Annotated in this window: 28 protein-coding genes and 3 tRNA genes; 10 read left to right on the top strand and 21 right to left on the bottom strand. The window is 71.7% G+C overall.

Annotation, left to right across the window (positions count from 1 at the left end; translation table 11 throughout):
* Window positions 1-85: 85 nt before the first annotated feature.
* From ACF09C_RS31945 to ACF09C_RS31920, 6 genes are all read right to left on the bottom strand, one after another.
* Window positions 86-655, bottom strand: coding sequence for a TetR/AcrR family transcriptional regulator (locus tag ACF09C_RS31945; RefSeq protein ID WP_392096580.1), 570 nt, complete (start codon window positions 653-655; stop codon window positions 86-88).
* 91 nt (window positions 656-746) lie between these two features.
* On the bottom strand, window positions 747-1175 hold the full coding sequence (locus ACF09C_RS31940; protein ID WP_392096578.1) for a MaoC family dehydratase: 429 nt from the start codon (window positions 1173-1175) through the stop codon (window positions 747-749).
* A gap of 3 nt (window positions 1176-1178) precedes the next feature.
* Entirely contained in the window at window positions 1179-1631 is a 453-nt protein-coding gene (locus ACF09C_RS31935) for a MaoC family dehydratase N-terminal domain-containing protein (RefSeq protein WP_362418420.1), read from the bottom strand.
* A gap of 82 nt (window positions 1632-1713) precedes the next feature.
* On the bottom strand, window positions 1714-1878 hold the full coding sequence (gene rpmG / locus ACF09C_RS31930; protein ID WP_003956487.1) for a 50S ribosomal protein L33: 165 nt from the start codon (window positions 1876-1878) through the stop codon (window positions 1714-1716).
* 88 nt (window positions 1879-1966) lie between these two features.
* Window positions 1967-2039 (bottom strand) — tRNA-Met (locus tag ACF09C_RS31925).
* A gap of 44 nt (window positions 2040-2083) precedes the next feature.
* Window positions 2084-2156: transfer RNA gene (locus tag ACF09C_RS31920), tRNA-Thr, on the bottom strand.
* Between the two features lie 308 nt (window positions 2157-2464).
* On the opposite strand from ACF09C_RS31920, the gene ACF09C_RS31915 reads away from it, so the two are divergent.
* Window positions 2465-3754, top strand: a complete 1290-nt coding sequence (locus tag ACF09C_RS31915; protein WP_392096576.1) for an amidohydrolase family protein — start codon at window positions 2465-2467, stop codon at window positions 3752-3754.
* Between the two features lie 2 nt (window positions 3755-3756).
* Window positions 3757-4413: an SDR family oxidoreductase gene (locus ACF09C_RS31910; RefSeq protein ID WP_392096575.1), complete on the top strand. Its 657-nt coding sequence runs from the start codon at window positions 3757-3759 to the stop codon at window positions 4411-4413.
* An 84-nt stretch (window positions 4414-4497) separates the two neighbouring features.
* On the opposite strand, the gene ACF09C_RS31905 is transcribed toward ACF09C_RS31910, so the two are convergent.
* Window positions 4498-4579, bottom strand: a tRNA-Tyr gene (locus ACF09C_RS31905).
* Window positions 4580-4760: 181 nt separating this feature from the next.
* On the opposite strand from ACF09C_RS31905, the gene ACF09C_RS31900 reads away from it, so the two are divergent.
* The 3 genes from ACF09C_RS31900 to ACF09C_RS31890 all read left to right on the top strand — a co-directional run bounded on the left by ACF09C_RS31900 (window position 4761) and on the right by ACF09C_RS31890 (window position 6542).
* On the top strand, window positions 4761-5252 hold the full coding sequence (locus ACF09C_RS31900) for a YajQ family cyclic di-GMP-binding protein (protein WP_362430021.1): 492 nt from the start codon (window positions 4761-4763) through the stop codon (window positions 5250-5252).
* Between the two features lie 172 nt (window positions 5253-5424).
* Window positions 5425-5922 carry a methylated-DNA--[protein]-cysteine S-methyltransferase gene (locus tag ACF09C_RS31895; RefSeq protein WP_392096574.1) on the top strand — a complete coding sequence of 166 codons (498 nt, stop codon included), beginning with the start codon at window positions 5425-5427 and terminating at the stop codon, window positions 5920-5922.
* A complete protein-coding gene (locus tag ACF09C_RS31890; RefSeq protein ID WP_392096572.1) occupies window positions 5922-6542 on the top strand; it encodes an alpha-ketoglutarate-dependent dioxygenase AlkB family protein in 621 nt (206 codons plus the stop codon). Before ACF09C_RS31895 ends, ACF09C_RS31890 begins: the two co-directional genes overlap by 1 nt.
* Before the next feature lie 20 nt (window positions 6543-6562).
* On the opposite strand, the gene ACF09C_RS31885 is transcribed toward ACF09C_RS31890, so the two are convergent.
* Window positions 6563-6832 (bottom strand): GlsB/YeaQ/YmgE family stress response membrane protein, encoded by a 270-nt coding sequence (locus tag ACF09C_RS31885; protein ID WP_362430033.1) that lies wholly within the window; start codon window positions 6830-6832, stop codon window positions 6563-6565.
* Between the two features lie 59 nt (window positions 6833-6891).
* On the opposite strand from ACF09C_RS31885, the gene ACF09C_RS31880 reads away from it, so the two are divergent.
* Window positions 6892-8148 carry an APC family permease gene (locus tag ACF09C_RS31880; RefSeq protein ID WP_392096570.1) on the top strand — a complete coding sequence of 419 codons (1257 nt, stop codon included), beginning with the start codon at window positions 6892-6894 and terminating at the stop codon, window positions 8146-8148.
* Between the two features lie 41 nt (window positions 8149-8189).
* Here the strand turns inward: ACF09C_RS31880 and ACF09C_RS31875 are convergent, their stop codons facing one another.
* The 13 genes from ACF09C_RS31875 to ACF09C_RS31815 form a co-directional block, all read right to left on the bottom strand.
* A complete protein-coding gene (locus tag ACF09C_RS31875) occupies window positions 8190-8591 on the bottom strand; it encodes a YccF domain-containing protein (protein WP_392096568.1) in 402 nt (133 codons plus the stop codon).
* On the bottom strand, window positions 8588-9451 hold the full coding sequence (htpX, locus tag ACF09C_RS31870) for a zinc metalloprotease HtpX (protein ID WP_392096566.1): 864 nt from the start codon (window positions 9449-9451) through the stop codon (window positions 8588-8590). Before htpX ends, ACF09C_RS31875 begins: the two co-directional genes overlap by 4 nt.
* A gap of 220 nt (window positions 9452-9671) precedes the next feature.
* Window positions 9672-10127 (bottom strand): large conductance mechanosensitive channel protein MscL, encoded by a 456-nt coding sequence (gene mscL / locus ACF09C_RS31865; protein ID WP_392096564.1) that lies wholly within the window; start codon window positions 10125-10127, stop codon window positions 9672-9674.
* Between the two features lie 82 nt (window positions 10128-10209).
* Complete coding sequence (locus ACF09C_RS31860) at window positions 10210-11709, bottom strand: NADH-quinone oxidoreductase subunit N (protein WP_392096563.1); 1500 nt, start codon at window positions 11707-11709, stop codon at window positions 10210-10212.
* On the bottom strand, window positions 11706-13259 hold the full coding sequence (locus tag ACF09C_RS31855; protein WP_392096972.1) for a NuoM family protein: 1554 nt from the start codon (window positions 13257-13259) through the stop codon (window positions 11706-11708). Before ACF09C_RS31855 ends, ACF09C_RS31860 begins: the two co-directional genes overlap by 4 nt.
* Before the next feature lie 27 nt (window positions 13260-13286).
* Window positions 13287-15275 (bottom strand): NADH-quinone oxidoreductase subunit L, encoded by a 1989-nt coding sequence (locus ACF09C_RS31850; RefSeq protein WP_392096561.1) that lies wholly within the window; start codon window positions 15273-15275, stop codon window positions 13287-13289.
* On the bottom strand, window positions 15272-15667 hold the full coding sequence (gene nuoK, locus ACF09C_RS31845) for an NADH-quinone oxidoreductase subunit NuoK (RefSeq protein ID WP_392096559.1): 396 nt from the start codon (window positions 15665-15667) through the stop codon (window positions 15272-15274). The genes ACF09C_RS31850 and nuoK overlap by 4 nt, the downstream gene beginning before the upstream one ends.
* Complete coding sequence (locus ACF09C_RS31840; protein WP_362429703.1) at window positions 15667-16233, bottom strand: NADH-quinone oxidoreductase subunit J; 567 nt, start codon at window positions 16231-16233, stop codon at window positions 15667-15669. The genes nuoK and ACF09C_RS31840 overlap by 1 nt, the downstream gene beginning before the upstream one ends.
* A complete protein-coding gene (locus ACF09C_RS31835; protein WP_392096557.1) occupies window positions 16230-16796 on the bottom strand; it encodes a NuoI/complex I 23 kDa subunit family protein in 567 nt (188 codons plus the stop codon). Before ACF09C_RS31835 ends, ACF09C_RS31840 begins: the two co-directional genes overlap by 4 nt.
* The gene (locus ACF09C_RS31830) at window positions 16796-17764 is read right to left on the bottom strand and encodes an NADH-quinone oxidoreductase subunit H (RefSeq protein WP_392096555.1); all 969 of its coding nucleotides are present in this window, start codon (window positions 17762-17764) and stop codon (window positions 16796-16798) included. The genes ACF09C_RS31835 and ACF09C_RS31830 overlap by 1 nt, the downstream gene beginning before the upstream one ends.
* Complete coding sequence (locus ACF09C_RS31825; RefSeq protein ID WP_392096554.1) at window positions 17761-18921, bottom strand: NADH-quinone oxidoreductase subunit C; 1161 nt, start codon at window positions 18919-18921, stop codon at window positions 17761-17763. Before ACF09C_RS31825 ends, ACF09C_RS31830 begins: the two co-directional genes overlap by 4 nt.
* The gene (locus ACF09C_RS31820) at window positions 18918-19490 is read right to left on the bottom strand and encodes an NADH-quinone oxidoreductase subunit B (protein ID WP_392096552.1); all 573 of its coding nucleotides are present in this window, start codon (window positions 19488-19490) and stop codon (window positions 18918-18920) included. Before ACF09C_RS31820 ends, ACF09C_RS31825 begins: the two co-directional genes overlap by 4 nt.
* Complete coding sequence (locus ACF09C_RS31815) at window positions 19481-19888, bottom strand: NADH-quinone oxidoreductase subunit A (protein WP_362429959.1); 408 nt, start codon at window positions 19886-19888, stop codon at window positions 19481-19483. Before ACF09C_RS31815 ends, ACF09C_RS31820 begins: the two co-directional genes overlap by 10 nt.
* Before the next feature lie 203 nt (window positions 19889-20091).
* Between ACF09C_RS31815 and ACF09C_RS31810 the strand changes: the two genes are divergently transcribed.
* The 4 genes from ACF09C_RS31810 to ACF09C_RS31795 form a co-directional block, all read left to right on the top strand.
* A complete protein-coding gene (locus ACF09C_RS31810) occupies window positions 20092-21249 on the top strand; it encodes a sensor histidine kinase (protein WP_392096551.1) in 1158 nt (385 codons plus the stop codon).
* Between the two features lie 213 nt (window positions 21250-21462).
* On the top strand, window positions 21463-22752 hold the full coding sequence (locus tag ACF09C_RS31805; RefSeq protein WP_392096550.1) for a sensor histidine kinase: 1290 nt from the start codon (window positions 21463-21465) through the stop codon (window positions 22750-22752).
* A gap of 121 nt (window positions 22753-22873) precedes the next feature.
* Window positions 22874-23533, top strand: a complete 660-nt coding sequence (locus ACF09C_RS31800; protein ID WP_392096971.1) for a LuxR C-terminal-related transcriptional regulator — start codon at window positions 22874-22876, stop codon at window positions 23531-23533.
* 270 nt (window positions 23534-23803) lie between these two features.
* A partial coding sequence (locus ACF09C_RS31795; RefSeq protein WP_362016990.1) for a hypothetical protein occupies window positions 23804-24000 on the top strand: 197 nt, incomplete at its 3' end.

The raw sequence follows: 24000 nt of genomic DNA, 5'->3' as shown, positions 1-24000 counted from the left end.
CTCTGCCTCTCGTACCGTTGGTTAGTTATTGCTGACTAACTTTCCTGGCCATGGAGAAGCACCGAACCGTGGAAACGGTGTCGGACTACTCCGCCGGCCGGCCGTCGCGCCTGGAAGAGGGGTAGAAGCCCTCCCAGACCCGGTGCTCGGGCGGGAAGCCCATGGCGACAAGGGTGTTGATGAGCATCCCGTACGCCAGGAAGGTCGTGGTCTCGCTCACGTCGGCGCCGAGCGCCGCGCGGACGCTCTCCCAGAGCCGCATCCAGCCGGCCCGTACGGTCTCGCCGAACTCGTGGTCACCGGCCCTCTCGGCGGCGGCGACCGCCACGTACACCTGCATCTGCATCAGGAGCCGGTCCGGGTCCTCCGCGATGATCCTCGTGTACGCGTCGGCCATGGCATGCAGGGCCTCCTCCCCCGACAGCCCCTCCGAGGCGTCCTCGAAGACCTTGATGGTCTCGGAGATGCAGCGCTCGGAGGCGGCGAGGAAGATCGCCCTCTTCCCGGGGAAGAGACGGAAGAGGTACGGCTGCGAGACGCCGACGCGCTTGGCGATCGCCTCGGTGGACGTGCCGTAGTACCCGCCGCGGCTGAACTCGCTCATGGCGGCACGGATCACGCTCTCGCGTCGCTCCTCCGCACTCATCCTGGCCATATTTCGAAGTTAGTACTCAGTCACTAACAATGCAAGCGCGGGGAGAGGGGCGACCACGCGAGGCGGCCGCCCCTTCCTTCTGGCGCTGCGGTTACGCGAGCCGGACCACGGCCCGGGACATGCCCAGGACCTTCTGCCCGGCCGACATCGCGGTCAGGTCGACCCGGACCAGACCGTCGTCGAGCTTCGCCGCGACCTTGGCGCTGACCTCGATCAGGGCGCCCTCGTCGTCGTTCGGCACGACCACGGGCTTGGTGAAGCGCACGCCGTACTCGACGACCGAGGCCGGGTCGCCGGCCCAGTCTGTGACGACGCGGACGGCCTCGGCCATGGTGAACATGCCGTGCGCGATGACGTCCGGCAGGCCGACCTCGCGGGCGAACTTCTCGTTCCAGTGGATCGGGTTGAAGTCCCCCGAGGCACCGGCGTACCGCACGAGCGTGGCGCGCGTCACGGGGAAGGTGGCCGCCGGGAGCTCGGTGCCGACCTCGACGTCGTCGTAAGCGATCTTCGCGGTCATGGCTCAGGCCTCCTCGGGCGCGCGGGACACGAGCTTGGTCCAGGCGGTCACGACGTGCTCGCCGGTCGCGTCGTGCACCTCACCGCGGATGTCCAGGATGTCGTTGCCCGCGAGCGACTTGATCGCCTCGATGGTCGTGGTGACCGAGAGCCGGTCGCCGGCGCGCACGGGCCGGGTGTAGACGAACTTCTGGTCGCCGTGCACCACGCGGCTGTAGTCCAGGCCCAGCTGCGGGTCCTCGACGACCTGCCCGGCCGCCTTGAACGTGATCGCGAACACAAAGGTAGGCGGGGCGATCACATCGGGGTGGCCGAGGGCCTTCGCCGCTTCCTGGTCGACGTAGGCCGGATTCGCGTCGGCGATCGCCTCGGCGAACTCACGGATCTTCTCCCGGCCGACCTCGTAGGGCGCGGTGGGCGGATAGGTCCGGCCCACGAAGGACTGGTCGAGCGCCATGGACTCGATACCTCCTGGATTTGTTGCCGACAAACGACACGAGGCCGCCCCCTGGCGGGGACGGCCTCGTGAACGAGCCTGATTAGCGCGTCTCGCGGTGCGCAGTGTGCGAGTTGCAGCGAGGGCAGTGCTTCTTCATCTCAAGACGGTCCGGGTTGTTACGCCGGTTCTTCTTGGTGATGTAGTTCCGCTCCTTGCACTCCACGCAGGCCAGCGTGATCTTCGGGCGGACGTCGGTGGCAGCCACGTGAGTGCTCCTTGACGGACGGATGGACGGATGAACGCATAAAAGAGTAGCCGATCGAAGGACCGACCCCACAATCGGCTACCGTGTGTAGCGGTGACCGGACTTGAACCGGTGACACAGCGATTATGAGCCGCTTGCTCTACCGACTGAGCTACACCGCTTTGATGATCCGGTTCCCACCCGAGGGTGGGTTCCTTCTCACCAGAGCCCCAATACGGAATCGAACCGTAGACCTTCTCCTTACCATGGAGACGCTCTACCGACTGAGCTATTGGGGCGAGCGATGAAGACATTACACGGTCCTCCGCCGATCGCCCAAATCCGTTTCGTCGCCCCCGTCGACGGGCACGCGCGCGTGCCGCCCGGCACCCCGTACGGGCTCCGATCCCGCGCACCTCGCAGGCGCCCCACGGGCGCCCCGCAGGCCACATGCACCCCACAGGTACGCCACACGTGGCCTCATCAGTACGACTATTGCCCACCTCCTCGAAGGGCGGCCGCACCGCCCCTAGGCTCGGCCCCACGCTGCGTGATCTTGATCTTGAGCTGAACCTGACCGTGAGCTCGAGGAGCCTTGAGGAGGCCGATGTCAGCCGACAGCAAGCAGCCCCAGCCGCCCGACGACCGGTCCGCCGCCACCACCGACGCCACCTCGCTCCTGCTCTCCAACGCACGGCTCACGGACGGCCGGACCGTCGACGTACGGCTGGTCGGCAGCCGGATCGAGGCCGTGGGCACGGCGGGCAGCCTGACCGCCGTCGGCGCCCGCGTCGACCTGGCCGGCTATCTGCTGCTCCCGGCCCCCGCCGAACCGCACGCCCACGCCGACACGGCGCTCAGCGCCGACGCCCCGGGCCCCTCCCCCGGCCCCGTCTCGTACGCCCCCGAGGAGGTGCAGCGGCGGGCCACCGAGGCGGCGCTGCTCCAGCTCGGCCACGGCGCGACCGCGCAGCGCGGCCATGTGCGGATCGGCGACGTCCACGGCCTCGGACCGCTGGAGGCCGTGCTCCAGGCCCGGCGCTCGCTGCGCGGCCTGGTGGACCTGACGACGGTCGCGGTGCCCCGGCTGCTGACCGGCACGGCGGGCGCGGACGGCCTCGCGATGCTCCGGGACGCCGTGAAGATGGGCGCGAGCGTGGTGGGCGGCTGCCCGGACCTCGATCCGGACCCGGCCGGCTACGTGGAGGCGGTCCTGGAGGTGGCGGCCGAGCAGGGCTGCCCGGTCGACCTGCACACCGACGCCGACGACCCGGCGCGGCTCGCCCGGTTCGCGGCCATGGCGGGGGGCTTGCGGCCCGGCGTGACGATCGGCCCGTGCGCCGGGCTCTCCCGGCTGCCCCCGGACGCGGCGCGGCGGGCGGCGGACCAGCTGGCGGCGGCCGGCGTGACGGTGGTGTGCCTGCCCCAGGGCGGCTGCGAGGCGACCGAGCGGCGCGGCGCCGCCCCGGTGCGGCTGCTGCGGTCGGCGGGGGTGCGGCTCGCGGCCGGCAGCGGGGCGCTGCGGGACGTCTCCAACCCGGTGGGGCGCGGGGACCCGCTGGAGGCGGCGTACCTGCTCTCCTCGCTCGGCGGGATGGCCGTCGAGGACGCCTACGGGGCGGTGAGCACGGCGGCGCGCGGGGCGATGGGGCTCGCGGAGGTACGTGTGGAGGCCGGCTTTCCGGCCGAGTTGCTCGCGGTGCGCGGAGAGCGCCTGTCGGGCGTGCTGTCCCTGGCGTACAGCCGGATCGTGGTGCACCGGGGCCGGGTGGTGGCGCGGACCAGCGCCGTACGGGAGTACTGCGACTCGGCGGCGGCGCTCGACCTGCCGCGGCAGGCGCGGCCGGAACGCCCCGATCCGGGAAGCCCTCCGGCCGGTCCCGTCGTACGGTCGTGAGTATGCGCATTGTCATCGCTGGAGGACACGGTCAGATCGCCCTGCGTCTGGAGCGGTTGCTCGCCGCGGCGGGGCACGAGCCCGCGGGGCTCATCAGAAACCCGGACCAGGCGGAGGACCTGCGGGCGGCCGGCGCGGAACCGATCGTCCTGGACCTGGAGTCGGCGACCGTCGAGGACGTCGCGGCGGCCCTGCGGGGCGCGGACGCGGCCGTCTTCGCGGCGGGCGCGGGCCCGGGCAGCGGAGTGGGCCGCAAGGACACGGTGGACCGCGGGGCGGCGGTCCTCTTCGCCGACGCGGCGGAACGGGCGGGCGTACGCCGGTACATCGTGGTCTCGTCGATGGGCGCCGACTCCGGCCACCCGGGCGACGAGGTCTTCGACGTCTACCTGCGCGCCAAGGGCGCCGCGGACGACGCCGTACGCGCGCGTGGCGCCCTGAACTGGACGATCCTGCGCCCCGGCATGCTGACGAACGACGCGGGCAAGGGCCTGGTCCGCCTGGAGGCGACGACGGGCCGGGGCCCGGTCACCCGCGACGACGTGGCGGCGGTCCTGGCCGAACTCCTGGACACCCCGGCGACGGCGGGCCTGACCCTGGAACTGATCGGCGGCTCGACCCCGGTCACGGTCGCGGTAAAGGCCGTAGCGGGCAACTGACCCACCGACCCCTCACGGCCCTCATCCCCTGCCCTAAAACGAAGAAGGTCCCCGGTGCGAACACCGGGGACCTTCTCCATCGCGTGGCGGCGCCAGGATTCGAACCTGGGTAGGCTAAGCCGACGGATTTACAGTCCGCTCCCATTGGCCACTCGGGCACACCGCCATGGGATGTCGCTGCTCGGAGCCGCTTTTCGGCGGTGTTCCGGGGCAACGACGTAAACGATACCTGATCCTCAGGGGTGCTTCGCCACCGGATTGATCAGCGGTCCGCGGGTGATCGACTGACTAGGCTTGCCTCGTACGCCACGCAACCGCAACGCATTCGACGCAAGGAGCCACACGTCATGGCCGACTCCAGTTTCGACATCGTCTCCAAGGTCGAGCGGCAGGAGGTCGACAACGCCCTCAACCAGGCCGTCAAGGAGATCTCCCAGCGCTACGACTTCAAGGGCACCAACGCCTCGATCTCCTGGTCGGGCGAGAAGATCCTGATGCAGGCGAACGGCGAGGAGCGCGTGATGGCGATCCTCGACATCTTCCAGACCAAGCTGATCAAGCGCGGGATCTCGCTGAAGTCGCTGGACGTCGACGGTGAGCCGCAGCTGTCCGGCAAGGAGTACAAGCTCTTCGCGTCGGTCGTCGAGGGCATCTCGCAGGAGAACGCCAAGAAGGTCTCCAAGGTCATCCGTGACGAGGGCCCCAAGGGCGTCAAGGCGCAGGTCCAGGGCGACGAGCTCCGGGTCAGCTCGAAGAGCCGTGACGACCTGCAGGCGGTGCAGGCGCTGCTCAAGGGCAAGGACTTCGACTTCGCGATCCAGTTCGTGAACTACCGCTGACCGCGGACTCCGCACGCCAGGGCACAACGGGGGCCCAACGCCGAGACCACCTCGACGGCTGCCCGCGTTGTGCCCTTGCCGTCCCTGGACCGTCGTGTCCGAAAACCGCCAGCCCGGGTGTCCGTGGGGCTCGCACACTGGAGGCGTGGGGAGTGCGAGGAGAGGAACCGCCATGACCGTGTACGCGTACGTCGACGGGCCCCTGGGGCGGATGTTGCTCGTCGGGCGGGCCGGCGGGGGTGGTGGTGGGGCGGTCGAGTTGGTTTCGCTGTCGTTGCCGGGGCAGAAGGGTGGCGCCGCCGTCGAGGACGGGTGGCGGAACGCTCCCGAGGTGTTCGAGGAGATCGCCGGGCAGCTGGGCGAGTACTTCGACGGGCGGCGCGAGCGGTTCGACATCGCTTTCGCGGACGGCGGTACGGAGTTCCAGCGGCGCGTCTGGCGCGCGCTGGAGGAGATCCCGTACGGGACCACCGTCTCCTACGGGGACATCGCCCGGAAGGTCGGGACCTCCGGGGCGGCCGTGCGGGCCGTCGGGACCGCGATCGGGCGCAATCCGCTGCTCGTGGTGCGGCCCTGCCACCGGGTGGTCGGCGCGGACGGGAGCCTGCGGGGGTACGCGGCAGGTCTGGAGCGCAAGGAGTCGCTGCTCCGGATCGAGCGGAACTGTTGATGGACGGGCTCTTTCCGCGCTCGCGTGCCGTCGTCGCCCCCGGCGCCGTGCATGTGCCCGGGTGGCTCTCCCTCGACCGGCAGCGGGAGTTGGTGGCCGCCTGCCGGGAATGGGGGCGTGGGCCCCTGACGTACGAACACACCGTGCTGCCCGGCGGCGGTGTCATGTCGGTGCGCTCGCTCTGTCTCGGGCGGCGCTGGGTCCCGTATCGGTACCTCGATGTCGTCGAGGTGGAACTGCCCCCGTGGCTGCGCGCGTTGGGGCGGGACGCGGTGCGCGAGGCCTTCGGGGAGGCGGCGGACTTCTCGCCCGACGCCGCGCTCGTGAACTTCTACGACTCCGACGCCAGGATGGGGCTCCACCAGGACAAGGAGGAGCGGTCCGGGGCGCCGGTCGTGTCGTTGAGCCTCGGGGACCGTTGCGTGTTCCGGTTCGGGAACACCGAGAACCGGGGACGGCCCTACACGGACGTCGAGTTGGCGTCCGGGGACCTGTTCGTCTTCGGCGGCCCCTCGCGGTTCGCGTACCACGGTGTCCCCAAGGTGCTGCCCGGCACCGGAGATCCCGCGCTCGGGCTCCGCGGGCGGCTCAACATCACCCTCCGCGAGACGGGGGTCTGACGGGGCTCCGAGCCGGCGCCCTAGCGCGAGCGCGAGTGGCCGAAGAGGATCCGGTAGGCGATCAGCAGCACCAGCGCGCCGCCGATGGCCGAGAGCCAGGTGGCCGTGTCGTAGAAACCGGTGGTGATCGGGCGGTCCAGGAAGGTGGACGAGATCCAGCCGCCGATGAAGGCGCCGGCTATGCCGATGAGGGTCGTGCCGATGAGCCCGCCCGGGTCGCGGCCGGGGAGCAGGACCTTGGCGACGACGCCCGCGAGCAGGCCCAGGACGATCCAGCTGATGACGTTCATGCCCCCGAAGACGCCTGGGCGGCGGAGGCGGTTGCGACGCCCCCCGTAGTGTGCGGTGCATGACACCCGAACTGCGCCGCTCCCTCGGCGTCTTCGACGCCGTCGTCATCGGGCTCGGCTCGATGGTGGGGGCCGGGATCTTCGTCGCGCTCGGCCCGGCCGCCGGGGCGGCGGGCGCGGGACTGCTGCCGGCGCTCGGGCTCGCCGCGCTCGTCGCGTACTGCAACGCGATGGCCTCCGCCAGGCTCGCCGCCCGCTACCCGGCCTCCGGCGGCACCTATGTGTACGGTCGCGAACGCCTCGGGCCGTTCCTCGGCTACCTCGCGGGCTGGGCGTTCGTCGTCGGCAAGACGGCCTCCTGCGCGGCGATGGCGCTCACCGTCGGGGCGTACGTGTGGCCGGAGCAGGCCCACGCGGTGGCCGTCGCGGCCGTGGTGGCGCTGACGGCCCTGAACTACGGCGGTGTACACAAGTCCGCGCTGCTGACCCGGGTGATCGTGGCGGTCGTGCTCGCCGTGCTCGCCGCCCTCGTCGTCACCGTGTCCGGATCGGGCGAGGCCCGCCTCGAACGTCTCGCGCTCGGCTCCGAGGTGACGGTGGGCGGGGTGCTCCAGGCGGCGGGGCTGCTCTTCTTCGCCTTCGCCGGGTACGCGCGGATCGCCACGCTCGGCGAGGAGGTGCGCGACCCGGCCCGGACGATCCCGCGGGCCGTACCGCTCGCCCTGGGCATCGCCCTCGCCGTCTACGCGGCGGTGGCGGTGGTCGTCCTCGCCGTCCTCGGGCCGTCCGCCCTCGCCGCCTCCCCGGCCCCGCTGGTCGACGCCGCGCGCGCGGCCGGGGCGGGGTGGCTGGTGCCCGTCGTCGTGGTCGGGGCGGCCGTCGCCGCGCTCGGCTCGCTGCTCTCGCTGATCCTCGGGGTGTCCCGTACGACACTTGCCATGGCCAGGGACGGCCACCTGCCGGCGGCGCTCGCCGCCGTCCACCCCCGCTTCCAGGTGCCGCACCGGGCGGAACTCGCGGTGGGCGCGGTCGTCGCCGTGGTGGCGGCCACGGCGGACGTGCGCGGCGGGATCGCCTTCTCGTCCTTCGGCGTGCTCGTCTACTACGGCATCGCCAACGCCTCCGCGTGGACCCTGGGCCGCTCGCACCGCCCCCTCGCCGCCCTGGGCCTGGCCGGCTGCGCGGCCCTGGCCTTCGCGCTGCCGCCGGGCGCCGTCCTGGCGGGCCTCGGCGTCCTCGCCGCCGGCACGGTCGCGTACGCGGTCAGCCGGGGGCGGGGACCCGGACGGGGGCGGGAGGCGCGGCCGCGTCGATGAGGGCCGCGCCGCCGCCGTCCCCGTGGGTACGGGTGCGCGCCTCAGTGGGTCTGGTACGGGTACGCGGCCTGGTCCGAGCGGACGATCTCCTTGCCCAGGGGGAGCAGGGAGACCGGGATCAGCTTGAAGTTCGCGATGCCCAGCGGGATGCCGATGATCGTGATGCACAGGACGATGCCCGTGGTGATGTGGCCGAGCGCGAGCCACCAGCCCGCGAGGATCAGCCACAGGACATTGCCCACGCAGGACGGCGCGCCCGCGTCATGGCGGTCCACGACCGTGTAGCCGAAGGGCCAGAGGGCGTAGACGCCGATCCGGAAGGCGGCGAGGCCGAACGGGATGCCGATGATCGTGATGCACAGCAGGATGCCCGCGAGCATGTAGCCGAGGAACATCCAGAAGCCGCACAGGACGAGCCATATGACGTTCAGGATTGTCTTCACGGGCGGTGACCTGCCATCTGTTCGAGTCGGGCGATGCGCTCCGCCATCGGCGGATGCGTCGAGAACATCTTCGAGAGGCCTCTGCCCCCTCCGAAGGGGTTCGCAATCATCATGTGGCTCGCGGTCTCGATCTTCGGCTCCGGCGGCAGCGGCAGCTGCTTCGTGCCCGCCTCCAGCTTGCGCAGGGCGCTCGCCAGGGCCAGCGGGTCGCCGGTGAGCTGGGCGCCCGAGGCATCCGCCTCGTACTCACGGGAGCGGCTGATCGCGAGCTGGATGACCGAGGCGGCGACCGGGCCGAGGATCATGATCAGCAGCATGCCGAGCAGACCGGGGCCGTCGTCGTCGCTGGAGCGGCCGACCGGGATCAGCCAGGCGAAGTTGACCAGGAACATGATCACGGAGGCGAGCGCTCCGGCGACCGAGGAGATCAGGATGTCCCGGTTGTAGACATGGCTCAGCTCGTGGCCGATGACTCCGCGCAGCTCGCGCTCGTCCAGGATCGCGAGGATGCCCTCGGTGCAGCACACGGCCGCGTTGCGGGGGTTCCGGCCGGTCGCGAAGGCGTTCGGCGCCTGGGTGGGCGAGATGTACAGCCGGGGCATCGGCTGGCGGGCCTGCGTCGAGAGCTCACGCACCATCTTGTAGAGCGCGGGCGCCTCGAACTCGCTCACCGGGCGCGCGCGCATCGCCCGCAGGGCCAGCTTGTCGCTGTTCCAGTAGGCGTACGCGTTGGTGCCGAGCGCCACGAAGAGCGCGACGATCAGTCCCGTACGGCCGAAGAAGCTGCCGATGACGATGATGAGGGCCGAGAGCCCTCCGAGGAGTACGGCGGTCCTCAGCCCGTTGTGCCGGCGGTGCACGGTACGCCCTCCAAGTGGTGCGGCAGGGGAACCCTTTGCTCGGTGGTGTGTCCACCTCGTCCAGTGGACCCTCCCGTACTGGTCAACGCCAGGCGGAAGGCTCCGGTTCCCTTGCCCCCACGGGGGCCGGTGTGCGCCGTACGGGTGATGGCGGAGGGCCGCCGAGCACCGTCAGCGCGGGCGGCCGAGCACCGTCGGCGCGGGCCGTCAGCGCGGGCCGTCAGCGCGGGGCCGGGAGGATGCCGGCCTTCTCCAGCGCGGCGGCGACGGGCTCGACCTCGCTGGTGCAGTGCGCGCACCGTGTGGCGACGGCCGGGATCTCGGTGAAGCAGCGGGGGCAGTCGCGCATCTCGAACTTCTCCGCCGCCTCCTCCTTGGCGAACTTCTCCTGGACCTTCGTCATGGGGGCGACGATGAAGAAGTAGAGCACCGCGGCGGTGATCACGAACGCTATGGCGGCGGAGATGGCCAGGCCGTACGGGAAGATCGTCTGCCCGACCTTGAACTTCGCCTCGCTGAAGTCGCCGACCGAGCCGGTGGCGAGACCGATGAGCGGGGTGATGAAGGCCTTGCTGAAGCCGGTGACGACGGCGGTGAACGCGGATCCGACGGCCAGACCGATGGCCATCGAGACGACGTTCCCGCGGAGTATGAAGTCCTTGAAACCGGTCAGCACGGGTGAAGCTCCTTGATGCGTTTTCTCTGTGGGGGAGAGGTAGTACGGGGGTCGTACCGGGGTCGTACGGGATGACGTGAGGTCAGAACAGGGTGTCCGCCGCGAAGCGGAGGGCGAACTGCGGGTAGCCCGACAGCACCACGCCCACGACGGCCGCGATGGCGACCGCCAGGGTGATCGGTGCGGGCACGCGCGCGTGGGCCCGCTCCCCGACCGGCTCGCGGAACAGCAGGGCTGTCCACCGCAGGTAGTAGTAGAGGCCGATCACGACGTTCACGCCCATGATCACGGCCAGCCAGCCGAGGCCGGCGTCGACCGCCGCCGAGAAGACGGTGACCTTGGCGAAGAGGCCGATGATACCGGGGGGCAGACCCGCCAGGTTGAGCAGGAAGAAGCCCATCGTGAGCGCCAGGAGGGGGCTGGCCGCGTAGAGGCCCCGGTAGTCGGCGATCCGGTTCTCGGGGTGCGTACGGGCCACCAGGGCGGCGACCGCGAAGGCGCCGAGGTTCACGACGGCGTACATCAGGGCGTACGCGACGGTGGCGCCGATCTGGTCGTCGCCCGAGTACGCGGCAGCGGCGATCGGCACCAGGAGGTAGCCGGCCTGGGCCACGGAGGACCAGGCGAGCAGCCTGACCGCGCTCCACGCACGCGTGGAGACCTGCCGCAGCGCGGCCACGTTGCCCACCGTCATGGTGAGCGCGGCGAGCACGGCCAGGGCCGGGCCCCAGATGTCGGCGTACGAGGGGAAGGCGACGACGGTCACCAGGATGAGGCCGGTGAAACCGACGGCCTTGCCGATCACGGAGAGGTAGCCGGCGACGGGCAGCGGGGCGCCGACGTAGGTGTCGGGGACCCAGAAATGGAAGGGGACCGCGGCCGTCTTGAAGGCGAAGCCGACGAGGGTGAGGGCCACGCCCGCCCCGGCGAGGGTCTCCAGCTGCGCGGGGACGTCGTCGAGCGCCTGGGCGAGCTCGGTGAGGTGGAGGGTGCCGGTCGCCCCGTACACGAAGCTCACGCCGAGCAGGGTCACGGCGGTCGCGGTGACCGAGGAGAGGAAGAACTTCAGGGCCGCCTCGCTGGAGCGCCGGTCGCCCCGGCGCATGCCGACCAGGGCGAAGGCGGGCAGCGAGGCCACTTCGAGGGCGACGACGAGGGTCGCGAGGTCGCGGGAGGCGGGCAGCAGCGCCGCGCCGGCCGCCGAGGAGAGCAGCAGGAACCAGTACTCCCCCGCCGGCAGCCGGTCGCGGGTGTCCGCGAGCGACAGCAGGGCCGTGAGCAGGGCGCCGCCGAACACCAGGAACTGGATGACCAGGGTGAAGCGGTCGACGGTGTAGCTGCAGGCGGCGGTCGCGGCCGGTTCGGTGGTGAGGCAGAAGGTCGAGCGGTTCCCTGAACGCAGCGGGACCAGCAGGGCGATCGAGGCGACGAGCCCGGCGATCGCGGTCCAGCCGAGGAGCTGCTTGTGGCGCTCGGGGAGGAAGAGGTCCGCGACGAGGACGGCGAGCGCGACCACGGCGGTGACGGTGGGCGGCGCGATCGCGAGCCAGTCGACGGACTGGACGAGGGTCGTGGGGGTCACGAGTTTCCTCCCGCGAGGAGCTGCTGCACGGCCGGGTCGGTGAGGCCGAGGAGGACCGCGGGCCACAGGCCGGCGAGGACGGTGAGGGCGACGAGCGGGGTCCAGGCCGCGAACTCGTACCCCTGGACGTCGGCGAGCGCGCCCTCCCCGCTCGGCCGGGGGCCGCCCATGCAGACCCGGCGGACGACCAGGAGGAGGTACGCGGCGGTGAGGAGGGTGCCGATGCCGCCCATGACCATGAAGGTGAGGAAGGCGGGGCGGCTGAGGCCCTCGGCCGGTTCGAAGGCGCCGAACAGGGCGAGCATCTCGCCCCAGAAGCCGGCCAGGCCCGGCAGCCCGAGGGAGGCGACGGCGGCGAAGGCGAGCAGCCCGCCCAGGCGCGGGGCGCGGCCGTAGAGGGCGGCGCCGGTGGCCCCGGCGAGGGTGTCGAGGTCGGCGGTGCCGTACCGGTCCTTGACCGCGCCGACCAGGAAGAACAGCAGGCCGGTGATGAGGCCGTGGGCGATGTTGGCGAAGAGGGCGCCGTTGACGCCGGTGGGGGTCATGGTCGCGATGCCGAGGAGCACGAAGCCCATGTGGCCGACGGAGGAGTACGCGATCAGCCGCTTGAGGTCGCCGTTGACGCCGGGGCGCGTGAGGGCGAGGCAGGCGAGGGAACCGTAGATGATGCCGACGGCGGCGAAGGCGGCCAGGTAGGGGGCGAAGGTCCGCATCCCGTCGGGCGTGATCGGCAGCAGGATCCGCACGAAGCCGTACGTGCCCATCTTCAGCAGGACGCCGGCGAGGAGCACCGAGCCGACCGTGGGCGCGGCGGTGTGGGCGTCCGGCAGCCAGCTGTGCAGCGGCCACATCGGGGTCTTCACCGCGAGCCCGATCCCGATCGACAGCACGGCGATGACCTGCACGGCTGTGGACAGTCCGCGGCCGTTGTCAGCGGCGAGTGCCACCATGTCGAACGTGCCCGCCTTCACGCCGATGAGGAGCAGGCCGAGCAGCATGACGACGGAGCCGAGCAGCGTGAAGAGGATGAACTTCCAGGCGGCGGCCTGCCTGCCCGCACCGCCCCAGCGGGCGATCAGGAAGTACATCGGGATGAGGACCATCTCGAAGGCCAGGAAGAACAGGATCAGGTCGAGGACGGCGAAGGTCGCGAGGGTGCCGGACTCGAGGACGAGGAGGAGCGCCACGAAGCCCTTGGGGGAAGGGCCGCTCGGCATCTTGAAGTAGCTGTAGAGCGCGCAGAGGAAGGTCAGCAGCGCGGTCATGACCAGGAGGGGGAGGGAAATGCCGTCGACACCGAGGTGGAGCCGCACGTCGAGCGCGGGGATCCACTTGATGTCCGTGCTCGCCTGGATCTTCGACGGCTGGTCGTGGTCGAAGCCGAGCGCGAGGACGATCGCGGCGAGCAGGATCACGCCGGTCACGGTCACGCCGTGGCGGAGCACGGCCTGGTCGGGCGACTTCCCCTTCAGCCCGGGCGGGGCCGGGAGGAGAGCGGCGACGGCACCGAGGAGCGGGCCGGCGACGATCAACGCGAGAAGGAACTGCATCACGGATTCGCTGATATCGATCACGTCTCACGCTCCGGCGGCGACGAGTACGGCGGCGATCGCCAGGACGACGGAGCCGGCGAGCAGGGCGCTCAGGTAGGTCTGCACGTTGCCCGTCTGGGCCCGGCGGACGAGCCAGCCGAGCCACTGGGTTCCGGTGCCCGCGCCGCGCACATAGGTGTCTACGACCTCGCGGTCCAGGAAGCGGACCAGGGAGGCGGCGGCCAGGACGGGGCGGACGAACACGGTGGCGTAGAGGGCGTCCAGGTGGAAGCCGGCGGCCGCGGGGCGGTGCAGGGGGCCGAGCAGGGCGCGACCGGGGTCGGCCGGGTCCTCGGCGGGGTGCGGCAGGTGCAGGGCCTCGGCCTCGACCTTGCCCGCCTCGGCGTCGGGGTGGGCGACGTGCGGGGCGGCGGCCTCGGGGGCGGGGGCGGCCACGGCGGGGGCCTTGGTGGCGAGCGTCCGCCAGACCGCGTAGGTGACGGCGGCGCCGACCACGGCGATGCCCGTGCCGAGGACGGCGGTGGTGACGGTCGGGGTGAGGGCGTGTCCGTCGAACCAGTCGTCGAGGTATGTGACGGTCAGTCCGAAGCCGAGGGAGGGGATCGCAAGCACCCACAGCACCGCGGTCATCGCGAGCGGCTGGCGACCGTGGTCGGGCACCTCGGCGCCGCGGCCGCGGAAGGTCAGGAGCCAGAGCCGCATCGCGTAGGCGGCGGTCAGGAGGGCGGTGAGCAGACCCGCGACGAGGACGAGCCAGCCGGCACCGGCGGGCGCGACGGTCCGGTCCCCGAGCGCGGTGTGCTCGGCGGCCACGAGGACGGCTTCCTTGGAGAAGAAGCCGGCGAACGGGGGCAGGGCGGCGAGCGCGAGGAGGGCGACGGTCATCGTCCAGTACGCGTCGGGGATCCGCTTCGTCAGGCCGCTCATCCGGGACATGGCCGAGAGCGAGTTCGTACCGGCGGCGTGGATGACGACACCGGCGGCGAGGAAGAGGAGGGCCTTGAAGGCGCCGTGGGACATGAGGTGGAAGACGGCCGCACCGCGGTCGCCGACGGCCAGGGCGCCGGCCATGTAGCCGAGCTGGCCGATGGTCGAGTAGGCGAGGACGCGCTTGATGTCGTCCTGGGCGAGCGCGGCGAGCGCCGAGCCGACCATCGTCACGGCGGCCATCACGGCGAGCACGGTCATCGCGGCGGCCGACGCGGCGAAGACGGGCAGCAGCCGGGCGACGAAGTAGATGCCGGCGGCGACCATCGTCGCCGCGTGGATGAGCGCGGAGACGGGGGTGGGGCCGGCCATCGCGTCGGGGAGCCAGGTGTGCAGCGGGAACTGCGCGGACTTGCCCGCGACGCCCGCGAGGAGCAGCAGCGCGACAAGGGTGGGGTGGTCCAGGGCGCCGGCGGCGACGGCGCCGAGGATCCCGTCGATCCGGAAGGTGCCCGCGTCGGTGGCGAGCGCGAACAGACCGATCAGGAAGGGGACGTCGCCTAGCTTGGTGACCAGGAAGGCCTTGAGGGAGGCGGCGCGCGCCTCCGGGGTCTCCCAGTAGTGGCCGACGAGGAAGTACGAGCAGATGCCCATGATCTCCCAGCCGACCAGGAGCACCATCAGGTCGCCGGAGTAGACGACGAGCAGCATCGCGGAGGTGAAGAGGGAGACGAGCGCCGCGTACGAGGGGTAGCGCGGGTCGTCGCGCAGATAGCCGGTCGAGTAGACCTGCACACAGGTGGCGACCACGCCGACGAGCACGGCGACGAGGGCGGCGAAGCCGTCGATGTTCAGGGCCAGGTCGATGGGGACCGAGCCGGTCGGGGTGAGCTGCGTGGCAGCCTCGATGGTCTTCCCGCCGCCCTGCCGGACGGCGACGAGCGCGGCCAGGACGGCGGCGGCGAGCGTCGGCAGCACCGCGAGCGGGCGGACGAAGCCGGGGGCGGTCCGGCCCAGGAGCAGGCCTGCGGCCGAGCCGAGGAAGGGGAGGAGGGGGACGAGGAGGGCGAGGGTCGTGGTGGTCACGCGGTGGCCTCGGCCTTCTCGTCGGCGGGGGTCGGCTCCGCGGCCCGCTCGTCATCGCCGGCGTCGGAGCCGTCGTCGTCGGAGGGCGACTCGGCGGTGTCGCGGAGGCGGTCGACGTCCGAGCTGCCGCGGTTGCGGTAGACCATCAGGACGATCGCGAGGCCGATGCCGATCTCGGCCGCGGCGATGGCGATGGTGAAGAGGGTGAGCGCCTGGCCGGCGTGCAGGGTGTCGCGGAGCCACACGTCGAACGCGACCAGGTTGAGGTTGACGGCGTTGAGCATCAGCTCGACGGACATCAGCACCAGGATCGCGTTGCGGCGGGCGAGGACGCCGTAGAGGCCGACGCAGAAGAGCAGGGCGGCGAGGACGGCGGGGTAGGCGAGATGCATCAGTCCCGGGCCTCCTTGGCGTTCTTGCGGGACAGGACGATCGCGCCGACAAGGGCGGCGAGCAGCAGGACGGAGAGCGCCTCGAAGGGCAGCACCCAGTGCCGGAAGAGCATCTCGCCGGTCACCTCGGTGGAGCCCTGGGCCGGTCCGTCCAGGTCGATCCAGGTCGTACGGAAGGCGTCGACGACCACCCAGACAAGGGCGACGGCCGCGACGAGCGCGACCGCCAGGGCGACGGGCCTGTTGCCCGAGTCGGCGTCCGGGGAGCGGCCGATGGGGGCCTTGGTGAGCATGAGCCCGAAGAGAAGGAGGACGACGACGGAACCGACGTAGATGAGCACCTGGACCCAGGCGATGAACTCGGCGGTCAGGAGCAGGTACTCCACCGCGAGCCCGCCGAGCGCCACGACCAGCCAGAGCGCCGCGTGGACGAGCTGGCGGGTGGTGACGGTCACGACGGCGGCGCCGAGGGTGACGAGACCGACGAGCAGGAAGGCGATCTCGACGCCCGAGGGCGAGAGGAAGCCGGGGGTCGTGGCGGCGAGCTGGGGGACGGCGAGGTTCACTGCTGGTCCCCCTCGGCCTCGGCCGCCTCGGCTGCCGCTGCGGCGGCCGCGGCCTTCTCGGCGGCCTTGCGGGCGGCGCCGATCTCCTTCGGCTCCTCGGCGCGCGGGTCGAGCGCGGGCGGTTCCGGCACCGTCCACATCCACTCGCGGAGCTTGTCGCGCTCGTGGGTGAGTTCGTGGATGTCGGTCTCGGCGTACTCGAACTCGGGCGACCAGAACAGCGCGTCGAAGGGGCAGACCTCGATGCAGATACCGCAGTACATGCAGAGGGCGAAGTCGATGGCGAAGCGGTCGAGGACGTTGCGGCTGCGCTCACGGCCACCGGGGGCGGCTGCGGGCACCGTCTCCTTGTGGGAGTCGATGTAGATGCACCAGTCGGGGCACTCGCGGGCGCAGAGCATGCAGACGGTGCAGTTCTCCTCGAAGAGCCCGATGACACCGCGGGTGCGGGGCGGGAGTTCGGGCTGCTTGTCCGGGTACTGCGCGGTGTGCGCGCGCTTCGTCATCGTGCGGAGCGTCACGGCGAGCCCCTTGGCGAGGCCGGAGCCGGGGATCGGGGACATCAGTTGATCGCCACCTTCACGATGCCGGTGAGCGCGATCTGCGCGAGTGCGAGCGGGACGAGGGTCGTCCAGGCGAGTTTCTGGAGCTGGTCCTCGCGGAGCCGGGGATAGCTGACCCGGAGCCAGATGACGATGAAGGCGAGGACCGCGGTCTTGAGCAGCGTCCAGACCCAGCCGAGGCCGTCGGCGCCGAAGGGGCCGTGCCAGCCGCCGAGGAAGAGGACGGTGGTGAGGCCGCAGAGGACGACGATGCCGGCGTACTCGGCGAGCAGGAAGAGCGCGAAGCGGAGTCCGGTGTACTCGGTGTACGCGCCGAAGATGATCTCCGAGTCGGCGACCGGCATGTCGAACGGCGGGCGCTGCAGCTCGGCGAGGCCCGCAACGAAGAAGACCAGGGCGCCGACGATCTGCCAGGGCAGCCACCACCACTCGAAGGCGTTCAGGATGCCGGGCAGGGAGACCGTGCCGGCGGCCATCGCGACGGAGGCGGCGGTGAGCAGCATGGGGAGCTCGTAGGCGAGCAGCTGGGCGGCTGTGCGCAGGCCGCCGAGCAGGGAGAACTTGTTGGCGGACGCCCAGCCGGCCATGAGGCTGCCGAGCACGCCGACGCCCATGACCGCGAGCACGAAGAAGATGCCGGCGTCGAGGACCTGGCCGACGGCGCCTTCGCTCGGGCCGATGGGGATGGCGACGAGGACCAGGAGGTACGGGAGGAGGGCGACGGCGGGCGCGAGCTGGAAGACGCGGCGGTCGGCGTTGGCCGGGACCACGTCCTCCTTCTGCGCGAACTTGACCCCGTCGGCGACGAGCTGGGCCCACCCGTGGAAACCGCCGGCGTACATGGGCCCGAGGCGGCCCTGCATGTGGGCCATGACCTTGTGCTCGGTCTGCCCGACGACGAGGGGCAGCACGAGGAACACGGCGAAGACGACGAGCAGCCGGAGGGCGACGTCCAGTACGTCGTTCACGCGGGATCGCCTCCGGTGGGGTGGGTGGGGTTGTCCGTGTCGGGGTCGGCGTCGGCGTCGGGCCGGTCGGCCTTGGGGGGCGTCTCGGCATCCGCCTCCGGAGCGGGAGCGGGTGTCGCCTCCGGCTCGGGGGCCGGGGCTGCCGCCGGCTCGGGGGCCGGGGCTGCCGCCGGCTCTGGGGTCGGGGCTGCCGCCGGCTCGGCGGTAGGTGCCGCCCCGTCGTCGAAGGCCGGGCGGGCGTGGTGCCAGGGCGCGTCCGAGCTACGGGCGCGAGGCGGCGCGGAAGGCGACGTGGGCGACGCGGGCGAGGCCTCCGCCTGGCTCGCCGAGCCGTCGGACGCCGAGCGGCTGCGGCGCGGCGGCCGCGCGGGCGCCGGGGCCTGGGTCTCCGGGGCGGCACCCTCCGCGGCCGGGGTCTCCGGAGTGGCAGCCTGGCTCGCGGAGCCCCCGGCGGCCGTACGGGCACGCCGGACCGGGCGCTCCCCGGCAGCGCCACCCGCAGCACCCGCCGCCCCGGCGCCCGCTCCCGCGCCCGCCGCACGCGGGGTGCGGGCCGGGCGGGCCGGGGCCGGGGGAAGCTGGCCCTTCATCGGGCCCCAGTCGTTGGGGTCGGGGACACCGGGCGGGAGCATCTGGCGGCGCTTCGGGCCGCCGTGATCGGACTCCCCCGGCTCCTTCGCACCCGGCCACGCCTTCGCCACGCGCGCCGCGAGCACGAAGTCCTTGCGCAGCGGATGGCCCTCGAAGTTCTCCGGGAGGAGCAGTGGGACGAGGTTCGGGTGGTCCGTGAAGGCGACGCCGAACATCTCGTGCGTCTCGCGCTCGTGCCACTCCGCGCCCGCGTACACCGGCACCGCCGTCGGCAGCACCGGCGCCTCGTGGCTGACCGTCGTCCGTACGAGGAGACGGCGCACCACGCGCCCCTCCAGCGCCGCCACGTGCGCGCAGACGCGGAAGCCCACGCCCGGCTCGTCCACCGCGCTCAGCCAGTCGAAGTACGTGCAGCCCAGCTTGTCCCGAGCGATCTCGAGGGCGGCGATCCACGAGCCGACCGGGACGTCCACCGTCAGCAGGTCGTACGCCCGCTCCGCCGTCGCCTCCTCGCCGAAGATCTCGGTCACGGCCTCGGGGAGGGAGTCGTACGCGTTCCCGGTCACTTGTCACCGCCCGGCTCGGGCGCGGCCACCAGGCCGCTCGTCAGCTGGCCGACCGACGGGCCGGAGTAGCGCGCCGCCAGGGACTCCCGCGCGATCTTCTCCTGGAGCTTGAGGATGCCCTGCAGCAGCGCCTCGGGGCGCGGCGGGCAGCCCGGCACGTACACGTCGACGGGGATGATCTGGTCGACGCCCTTGGTCACCGAGTACGAGTCCCAGTACGGACCGCCGCAGTTCGAGCAGGCGCCGAAGGAGATGACGTACTTGGGCTCGGGCATCTGCTCGTAGAGACGCTTCACCGCCGGCGCCATCTTGTCCGTCACCGTGCCGGAGACGATCATGAGGTCGGCCTGGCGCGGGCCGGGCGCGAAGGGGATCACGCCGAGCCGGATGAAGTCGTGGCGGGCCATCGATGCGGCGATGAACTCGATCGCGCAGCAGGCGAGGCCGAAGTTGAAGACCCAGAGGCTGTAGCGGCGGCCCCAGTTCAGGACCACCTTCATCGGCTCGGGCGCGAGGCGGGCCAGGGGGCCCAGCGTCGGGGCCGGCAGCGGGGTCGGGGTCACGTCCATGTCAGGACGCCCTTCTTGTACGCGTAGAGCAGGCCCACGGCCAGGAAGCCGAGGAAGATGAACATCTCGACCAGCGTCGTCGCGCCGTACCCGGGCGCGGCGAACACGGTCGCCCACGGGAAGAGGAAGATCGAGTCGACGGCGAAGATCACGTACAGGAAGGCGTACACGTAGTAGCGGACCTGGGTGTGTGCCCAGCCCTCGCCCACGGGGTCGACACCGCACTCGTACGTCAGCAGCTTCTCCGGCGTCGGGACGACCGGTCGCAGCAGCCGGCCCGCGCCGAACGCCACGGCGACGAAGAGCACGCCGATGACGGCGAGGAGACCGACGACGGAGTACGACTCGAAGTAGTCCGACGCGAGTCCGATGCCTGCCCGTACGGTCGGATCCGGCACGTCCACCCCTCGCTTCCTGCCCGCTTCGACGTTCTGTGTTCGGTACGCACGTTCTGTACGCGCGTTCTGTACGCACGGGAGTCTAGGCCCTGCTAAAGATGCCGTAAGAGGTGTGTCACGGGTTGAACAGTGGGGTTACCCCTACTCTCCTTCACCTACGTACCCCATGGCGTGCCGGGCCCGCCGACCGGCACGCTTGGCACATGAACGCCGAGACCGACACCCCGCTGCCGCCCGTCCGCCCCGCGTACGGCCGGCAGACCTGGAAGGAGATCTCCTTCCTCCTCTCCAACCTCCTGACCAGCCTGGTCGGATTCGTCTACACGGTGGTGGCGGTCGCGATCGGCGTCGGTCTCGCCGTCACGGTGGTCGGACTGCCGCTGCTCGCGTTCGGCCTCACCGGGGCGCGCGGGATCGGCCGGTCCGAACGGGCGCGGGCCCGCGCACTGCTCGACGTACGGGTGGAGGAGCCCAGCCCGCTGCCCCGCCGGCACGGCTTCCTCAACTGGCTGTGGACGGCGCTGAAGGACCCGGTCGGCTGGCGGACGATGCTGTACGGCTTCATCCGGCTGCCCTGGGGCATCGTGACCTTCACCGTCACCCTCGTCTCGCTGATCGTGCTCTGGCCGGTGCTCCCGTTCGTGGCGCGCGGTCTGTCCACCGTCGACCGGGTCATGGTGCGCGGGCTCCTTCCGCCCTCGGACGAGCTGGAGCGGCGGATCGCCGAGCTGGAGTCGGACCGGGGCGTGGTCGTGGACACCGCCGCCGCCGATCTGCGCCGCATCGAGCGCGATCTGCACGACGGGGCACAGGCCCGGCTCGTCGCGCTCGCCATGGGGCTCGGTCTGGCGAAGGAGAAGCTCCTTGAGGACCCGGAGGCCGCGGCGGCGATGGTCGACGAGGCCCACGGGGAGGTGAAGCTCGCGCTCCAGGAACTGCGCGACCTCGCCCGGGGCATCCACCCGGCCGTCCTCACCGACCGCGGTCTGGACGCGGCGCTCTCGTCGATCGCGGCGCGCTGCACCGTGCCCGTGAAGGTCACGGTCGACCTGACCGAGCGGCCCGCAGAGGCGATCGAGGGCATCGCCTACTTCACCGTCTCCGAGCTGCTGCAGAACGTCTCCAAGCACGCGCGGGCCCGGTCCGCCTCCGTGGACGTCTGGCGGCGCGACGACCGGCTGCTGCTCCAGGTGCAGGACGACGGGCGCGGTGGCGCGCGGCTCGACGGCGGTACGGGCATGGCGGGGCTCGCGGAGCGTCTGGGCGCGGTCGACGGGCTCTTCGTCCTCGACTCGCCCGAGGGCGGCCCGACGACGGTCACGGCGGAACTGCCGTGGCGGGGCAGGCCGGCGGGGGCGTAGGCCTGAGCGGGCCGTACGCCCGCCCCTGGTGCAGGCCTGAGCGGGCCGTGCGCCCGCCCCTGGTGCAGGCCTGAGCGGGCCGTACGCCCGCCCCTGGTAGGGAAAACCCCCGGGCGGAGACGCCCACCTCCCTCATGGTCCCGGGGACCCGCGCGCGGAAACCTTGTGTCGTACCCCTGACGCCCCTCCCCCGAGCAGAAACGGACCACCGCGATGGCCGCCTCCTTCCGTCTCCCCGCCGCGATCCGCGCGCCGTTCGAGGCCCGCGCCTGGCGCGAGTTCGGCTATCTGGCGCTCGGGCTGCCGCTCAGCTGCTTCTACTTCGCCTTCTCCATCGCCCTCGTCGCGGCCGGCGCCGGTCTCCTGGTGACCTTCCTCGGCATCCCGGTCCTGGCCGGCGCGCTCGCGCTCTGCCGGGGCTTCGGCGCCGTGGAACGCGCCCGGGCGCGCGGGCTGCTCGGTCTCGACGTGGCGCCCCCCGAGCCGGCCCGGGGCCGTACCGGCGGGGCCCTGTCGTGGATGGGGGCGACGCTGAAGAGCGGCGCGTCCTGGCGGCACCTGCTGTACGCGCTCCTGCACATGCCGTGGGCGATCTTCGCGTTCACCGTCTCGGCTGTCTTCTGGATGTACGGCTGGGCCATGTTCACGTACCCGCTCTGGCAGTGGGTCTTCCCGCTGTACGCGGGGCAGGACGGCATCCAGCTGTACGGCGACCGGACGCACGCCTTCTATCTGGACTCCCCCTTCGAGATCGCCGTGACCAGCGCTGTCGGTCTGCTGTTCGTGCTCGCCGGCCCGTGGATCATCCGCGCGCTGGTCTCCGTGGACCGGCTGATGGTCGCCGGGCTGCTCGGCCCGTCGCGGCTCGCGACCCGCGTCACGGAGCTGGAGTCGGACCGGGGCGTGGTCGTGGACACCGCCGCCGCCGACCTGCGCCGCATCGAGCGCGATCTGCACGACGGGGCACAGGCCCGGCTCGTCGCCCTCGCCATGGATCTGGGGCTCGCGAAGGAGAAGCTCGCGGAGGACCCGCGAGCGGCGGCCCGGATGGTCGACGAGGCGCACGGCGAGGTGAAGGTGGCACTTCAGGAGCTGAGGGACCTGGCCCGGGGCATCCACCCGGCGGTCCTCACCGACCGGGGCCTGGACGCGGCCCTGTCGGCGGTCGCCTCGCGCTGCACGGTCCCGGTCTCGGTGGACGTGGACCTCCCGACCCGGCCCGTGCCGGCGATCGAGGGCATCGCGTACTTCACCGTGTCCGAGCTGCTGCAGAACGTGTCCAAGCACGCGGAGGCGCGGCGCGCCTGGGTGGACGTGTGGCGGGTCGGCGACCGGCTGCTGCTCCAGGTGCGGGACGACGGCCGGGGCGGCGCGGACACGGCGGCGGGCCGGGGCCTCGCCGGTCTCACGGAGCGGCTCAACGCGGTCGACGGGGTCCTGGCCGTGGACTCGCCCGCCGGCGGCCCGACGACGATCACGGCCGAGCTGCCCTGGAGGGCGTGACGCTTCGCACCGTGCGGAGCCGGGCGATCCGCCCCCGAAGGGGCGTCGTAGTGCGATGCTGGAGCCGCAGAGATCAGCGGAACATGGGGGCTTCAGGGTCGTGGAAGACGTGGCGGACAGGGTGCGCGTGGTCATCGCCGAGGATTCAGTGCTGCTCCGCGAGGGCCTGACCCGGTTGCTGACCGACCGGGGGCACGAGGTCGTCGCCGGTGTGGGTGACGGGGAGGCCCTGGTGAAGACCGTGGCCGAGCTGGCGGCCGAGGGCGCGCTGCCGGACGTGGTGGTGGCGGACGTACGGATGCCCCCGACGCACACGGACGAAGGGGTCCGGGCGGCGGTGCGCTTGCGCAAGGATCACCCGGGAGTGGGGGTCCTGGTCCTGTCGCAGTATGTGGAGGAGCAGTACGCCACCGAGCTTCTGGCCGGATCCAGCCGGGGCGTGGGCTATCTCCTGAAGGACCGGGTGGCCGAGGTCCGCGAGTTCGTGGACGCCGTGGTCCGGGTGGCCAGGGGCGGTACGGCGCTCGACCCGGAGGTCGTCCAGCAGCTGCTCGGCCGGAGCCGCAAGCAGGACGTCCTGGCCAACCTCACCCCGCGAGAACGAGAGGTCCTGGGCCTGATGGCGGAGGGCCGGACCAATTCGGCGATCGCGCGGCAGCTCGTCGTGAGCGACGGCGCGGTGGAGAAGCACGTCAGCAACATCTTCCTGAAGCTGGGCCTTTCACCGAGTGACGGGGATCACCGTCGGGTACTCGCCGTGCTGACCTACCTGAACTCCTGATTACCTGACACTCTGTCAGATGGCTGGATTCGGACCTAAGACCTAAGAACGAGCGGAACGCGACTTTCCGGAAGATCCTGGGGGGCGACAGAACGTGACGATTCAGGGCAAGAGGGCATCTCAAAACGAGGTCCACGATGCGAGAAGTCCCGGGGAGGGCCACCCCACCGTCGTAGGGTGGGCCACGGGGCCGGGCGGTTCGCCGTCCGCCCCGCGAGCCTTCTCCCGCCTCTGGCGGAGAGACCCTTGCCGCGAGGGAGGTCCAGTTCAGTGACCAGCCAGGTCAGTAGCGAGGCCGGTGAGGCCCTGGTCGGGGAGCAGCGCAGCGCCCCGGCGGCGCCCCACCACGGCGACGAGAAGGAAGTCCGCCGACTCGATCGGGTGATCATTCGGTTCGCCGGTGACTCCGGTGACGGTATGCAGTTGACGGGTGACAGGTTCACCTCGGAGACGGCGTCGTTCGGGAA

The organism is Streptomyces sp. NPDC014870 (genome assembly GCF_043081505.1).
Lineage (GTDB): Bacteria > Actinomycetota > Actinomycetes > Streptomycetales > Streptomycetaceae > Streptomyces.
Note: the sequence above shows the minus strand (reverse complement) of the source record. Positions and strands in the feature narration are given on the sequence as shown.

Excerpts from the sequence above, each read along its gene's own strand:
- ACF09C_RS31805 (WP_392096550.1), top strand. The coding sequence starts at position 21,463 with ATGGCCGCCTCCTTCCGTCTCCCCGCCGCGATCCGCGCGCCGTTCGAG.
- ACF09C_RS31820 (WP_392096552.1), bottom strand. The coding sequence starts at position 19,490 with ATGGACGTGACCCCGACCCCGCTGCCGGCCCCGACGCTGGGCCCCCTG.
- ACF09C_RS31890 (WP_392096572.1), top strand. The coding sequence starts at position 5,922 with ATGGACGGGCTCTTTCCGCGCTCGCGTGCCGTCGTCGCCCCCGGCGCC.
- ACF09C_RS31835 (WP_392096557.1), bottom strand. The coding sequence starts at position 16,796 with ATGTCCCCGATCCCCGGCTCCGGCCTCGCCAAGGGGCTCGCCGTGACG.
- ACF09C_RS31810 (WP_392096551.1), top strand. The coding sequence starts at position 20,092 with ATGAACGCCGAGACCGACACCCCGCTGCCGCCCGTCCGCCCCGCGTAC.
- ACF09C_RS31880 (WP_392096570.1), top strand. The coding sequence starts at position 6,892 with ATGACACCCGAACTGCGCCGCTCCCTCGGCGTCTTCGACGCCGTCGTC.
- ACF09C_RS31855 (WP_392096972.1), bottom strand. The coding sequence starts at position 13,259 with ATGCAGTTCCTTCTCGCGTTGATCGTCGCCGGCCCGCTCCTCGGTGCC.
- ACF09C_RS31895 (WP_392096574.1), top strand. The coding sequence starts at position 5,425 with ATGACCGTGTACGCGTACGTCGACGGGCCCCTGGGGCGGATGTTGCTC.
- ACF09C_RS31935 (WP_362418420.1), bottom strand. The coding sequence starts at position 1,631 with ATGGCGCTCGACCAGTCCTTCGTGGGCCGGACCTATCCGCCCACCGCG.
- ACF09C_RS31910 (WP_392096575.1), top strand. The coding sequence starts at position 3,757 with ATGCGCATTGTCATCGCTGGAGGACACGGTCAGATCGCCCTGCGTCTG.
- nuoK (WP_392096559.1), bottom strand. The coding sequence starts at position 15,667 with ATGCATCTCGCCTACCCCGCCGTCCTCGCCGCCCTGCTCTTCTGCGTC.
- ACF09C_RS31900 (WP_362430021.1), top strand. The coding sequence starts at position 4,761 with ATGGCCGACTCCAGTTTCGACATCGTCTCCAAGGTCGAGCGGCAGGAG.
- ACF09C_RS31885 (WP_362430033.1), bottom strand. The coding sequence starts at position 6,832 with ATGAACGTCATCAGCTGGATCGTCCTGGGCCTGCTCGCGGGCGTCGTC.
- ACF09C_RS31915 (WP_392096576.1), top strand. The coding sequence starts at position 2,465 with ATGTCAGCCGACAGCAAGCAGCCCCAGCCGCCCGACGACCGGTCCGCC.
- ACF09C_RS31940 (WP_392096578.1), bottom strand. The coding sequence starts at position 1,175 with ATGACCGCGAAGATCGCTTACGACGACGTCGAGGTCGGCACCGAGCTC.
- ACF09C_RS31945 (WP_392096580.1), bottom strand. The coding sequence starts at position 655 with ATGGCCAGGATGAGTGCGGAGGAGCGACGCGAGAGCGTGATCCGTGCC.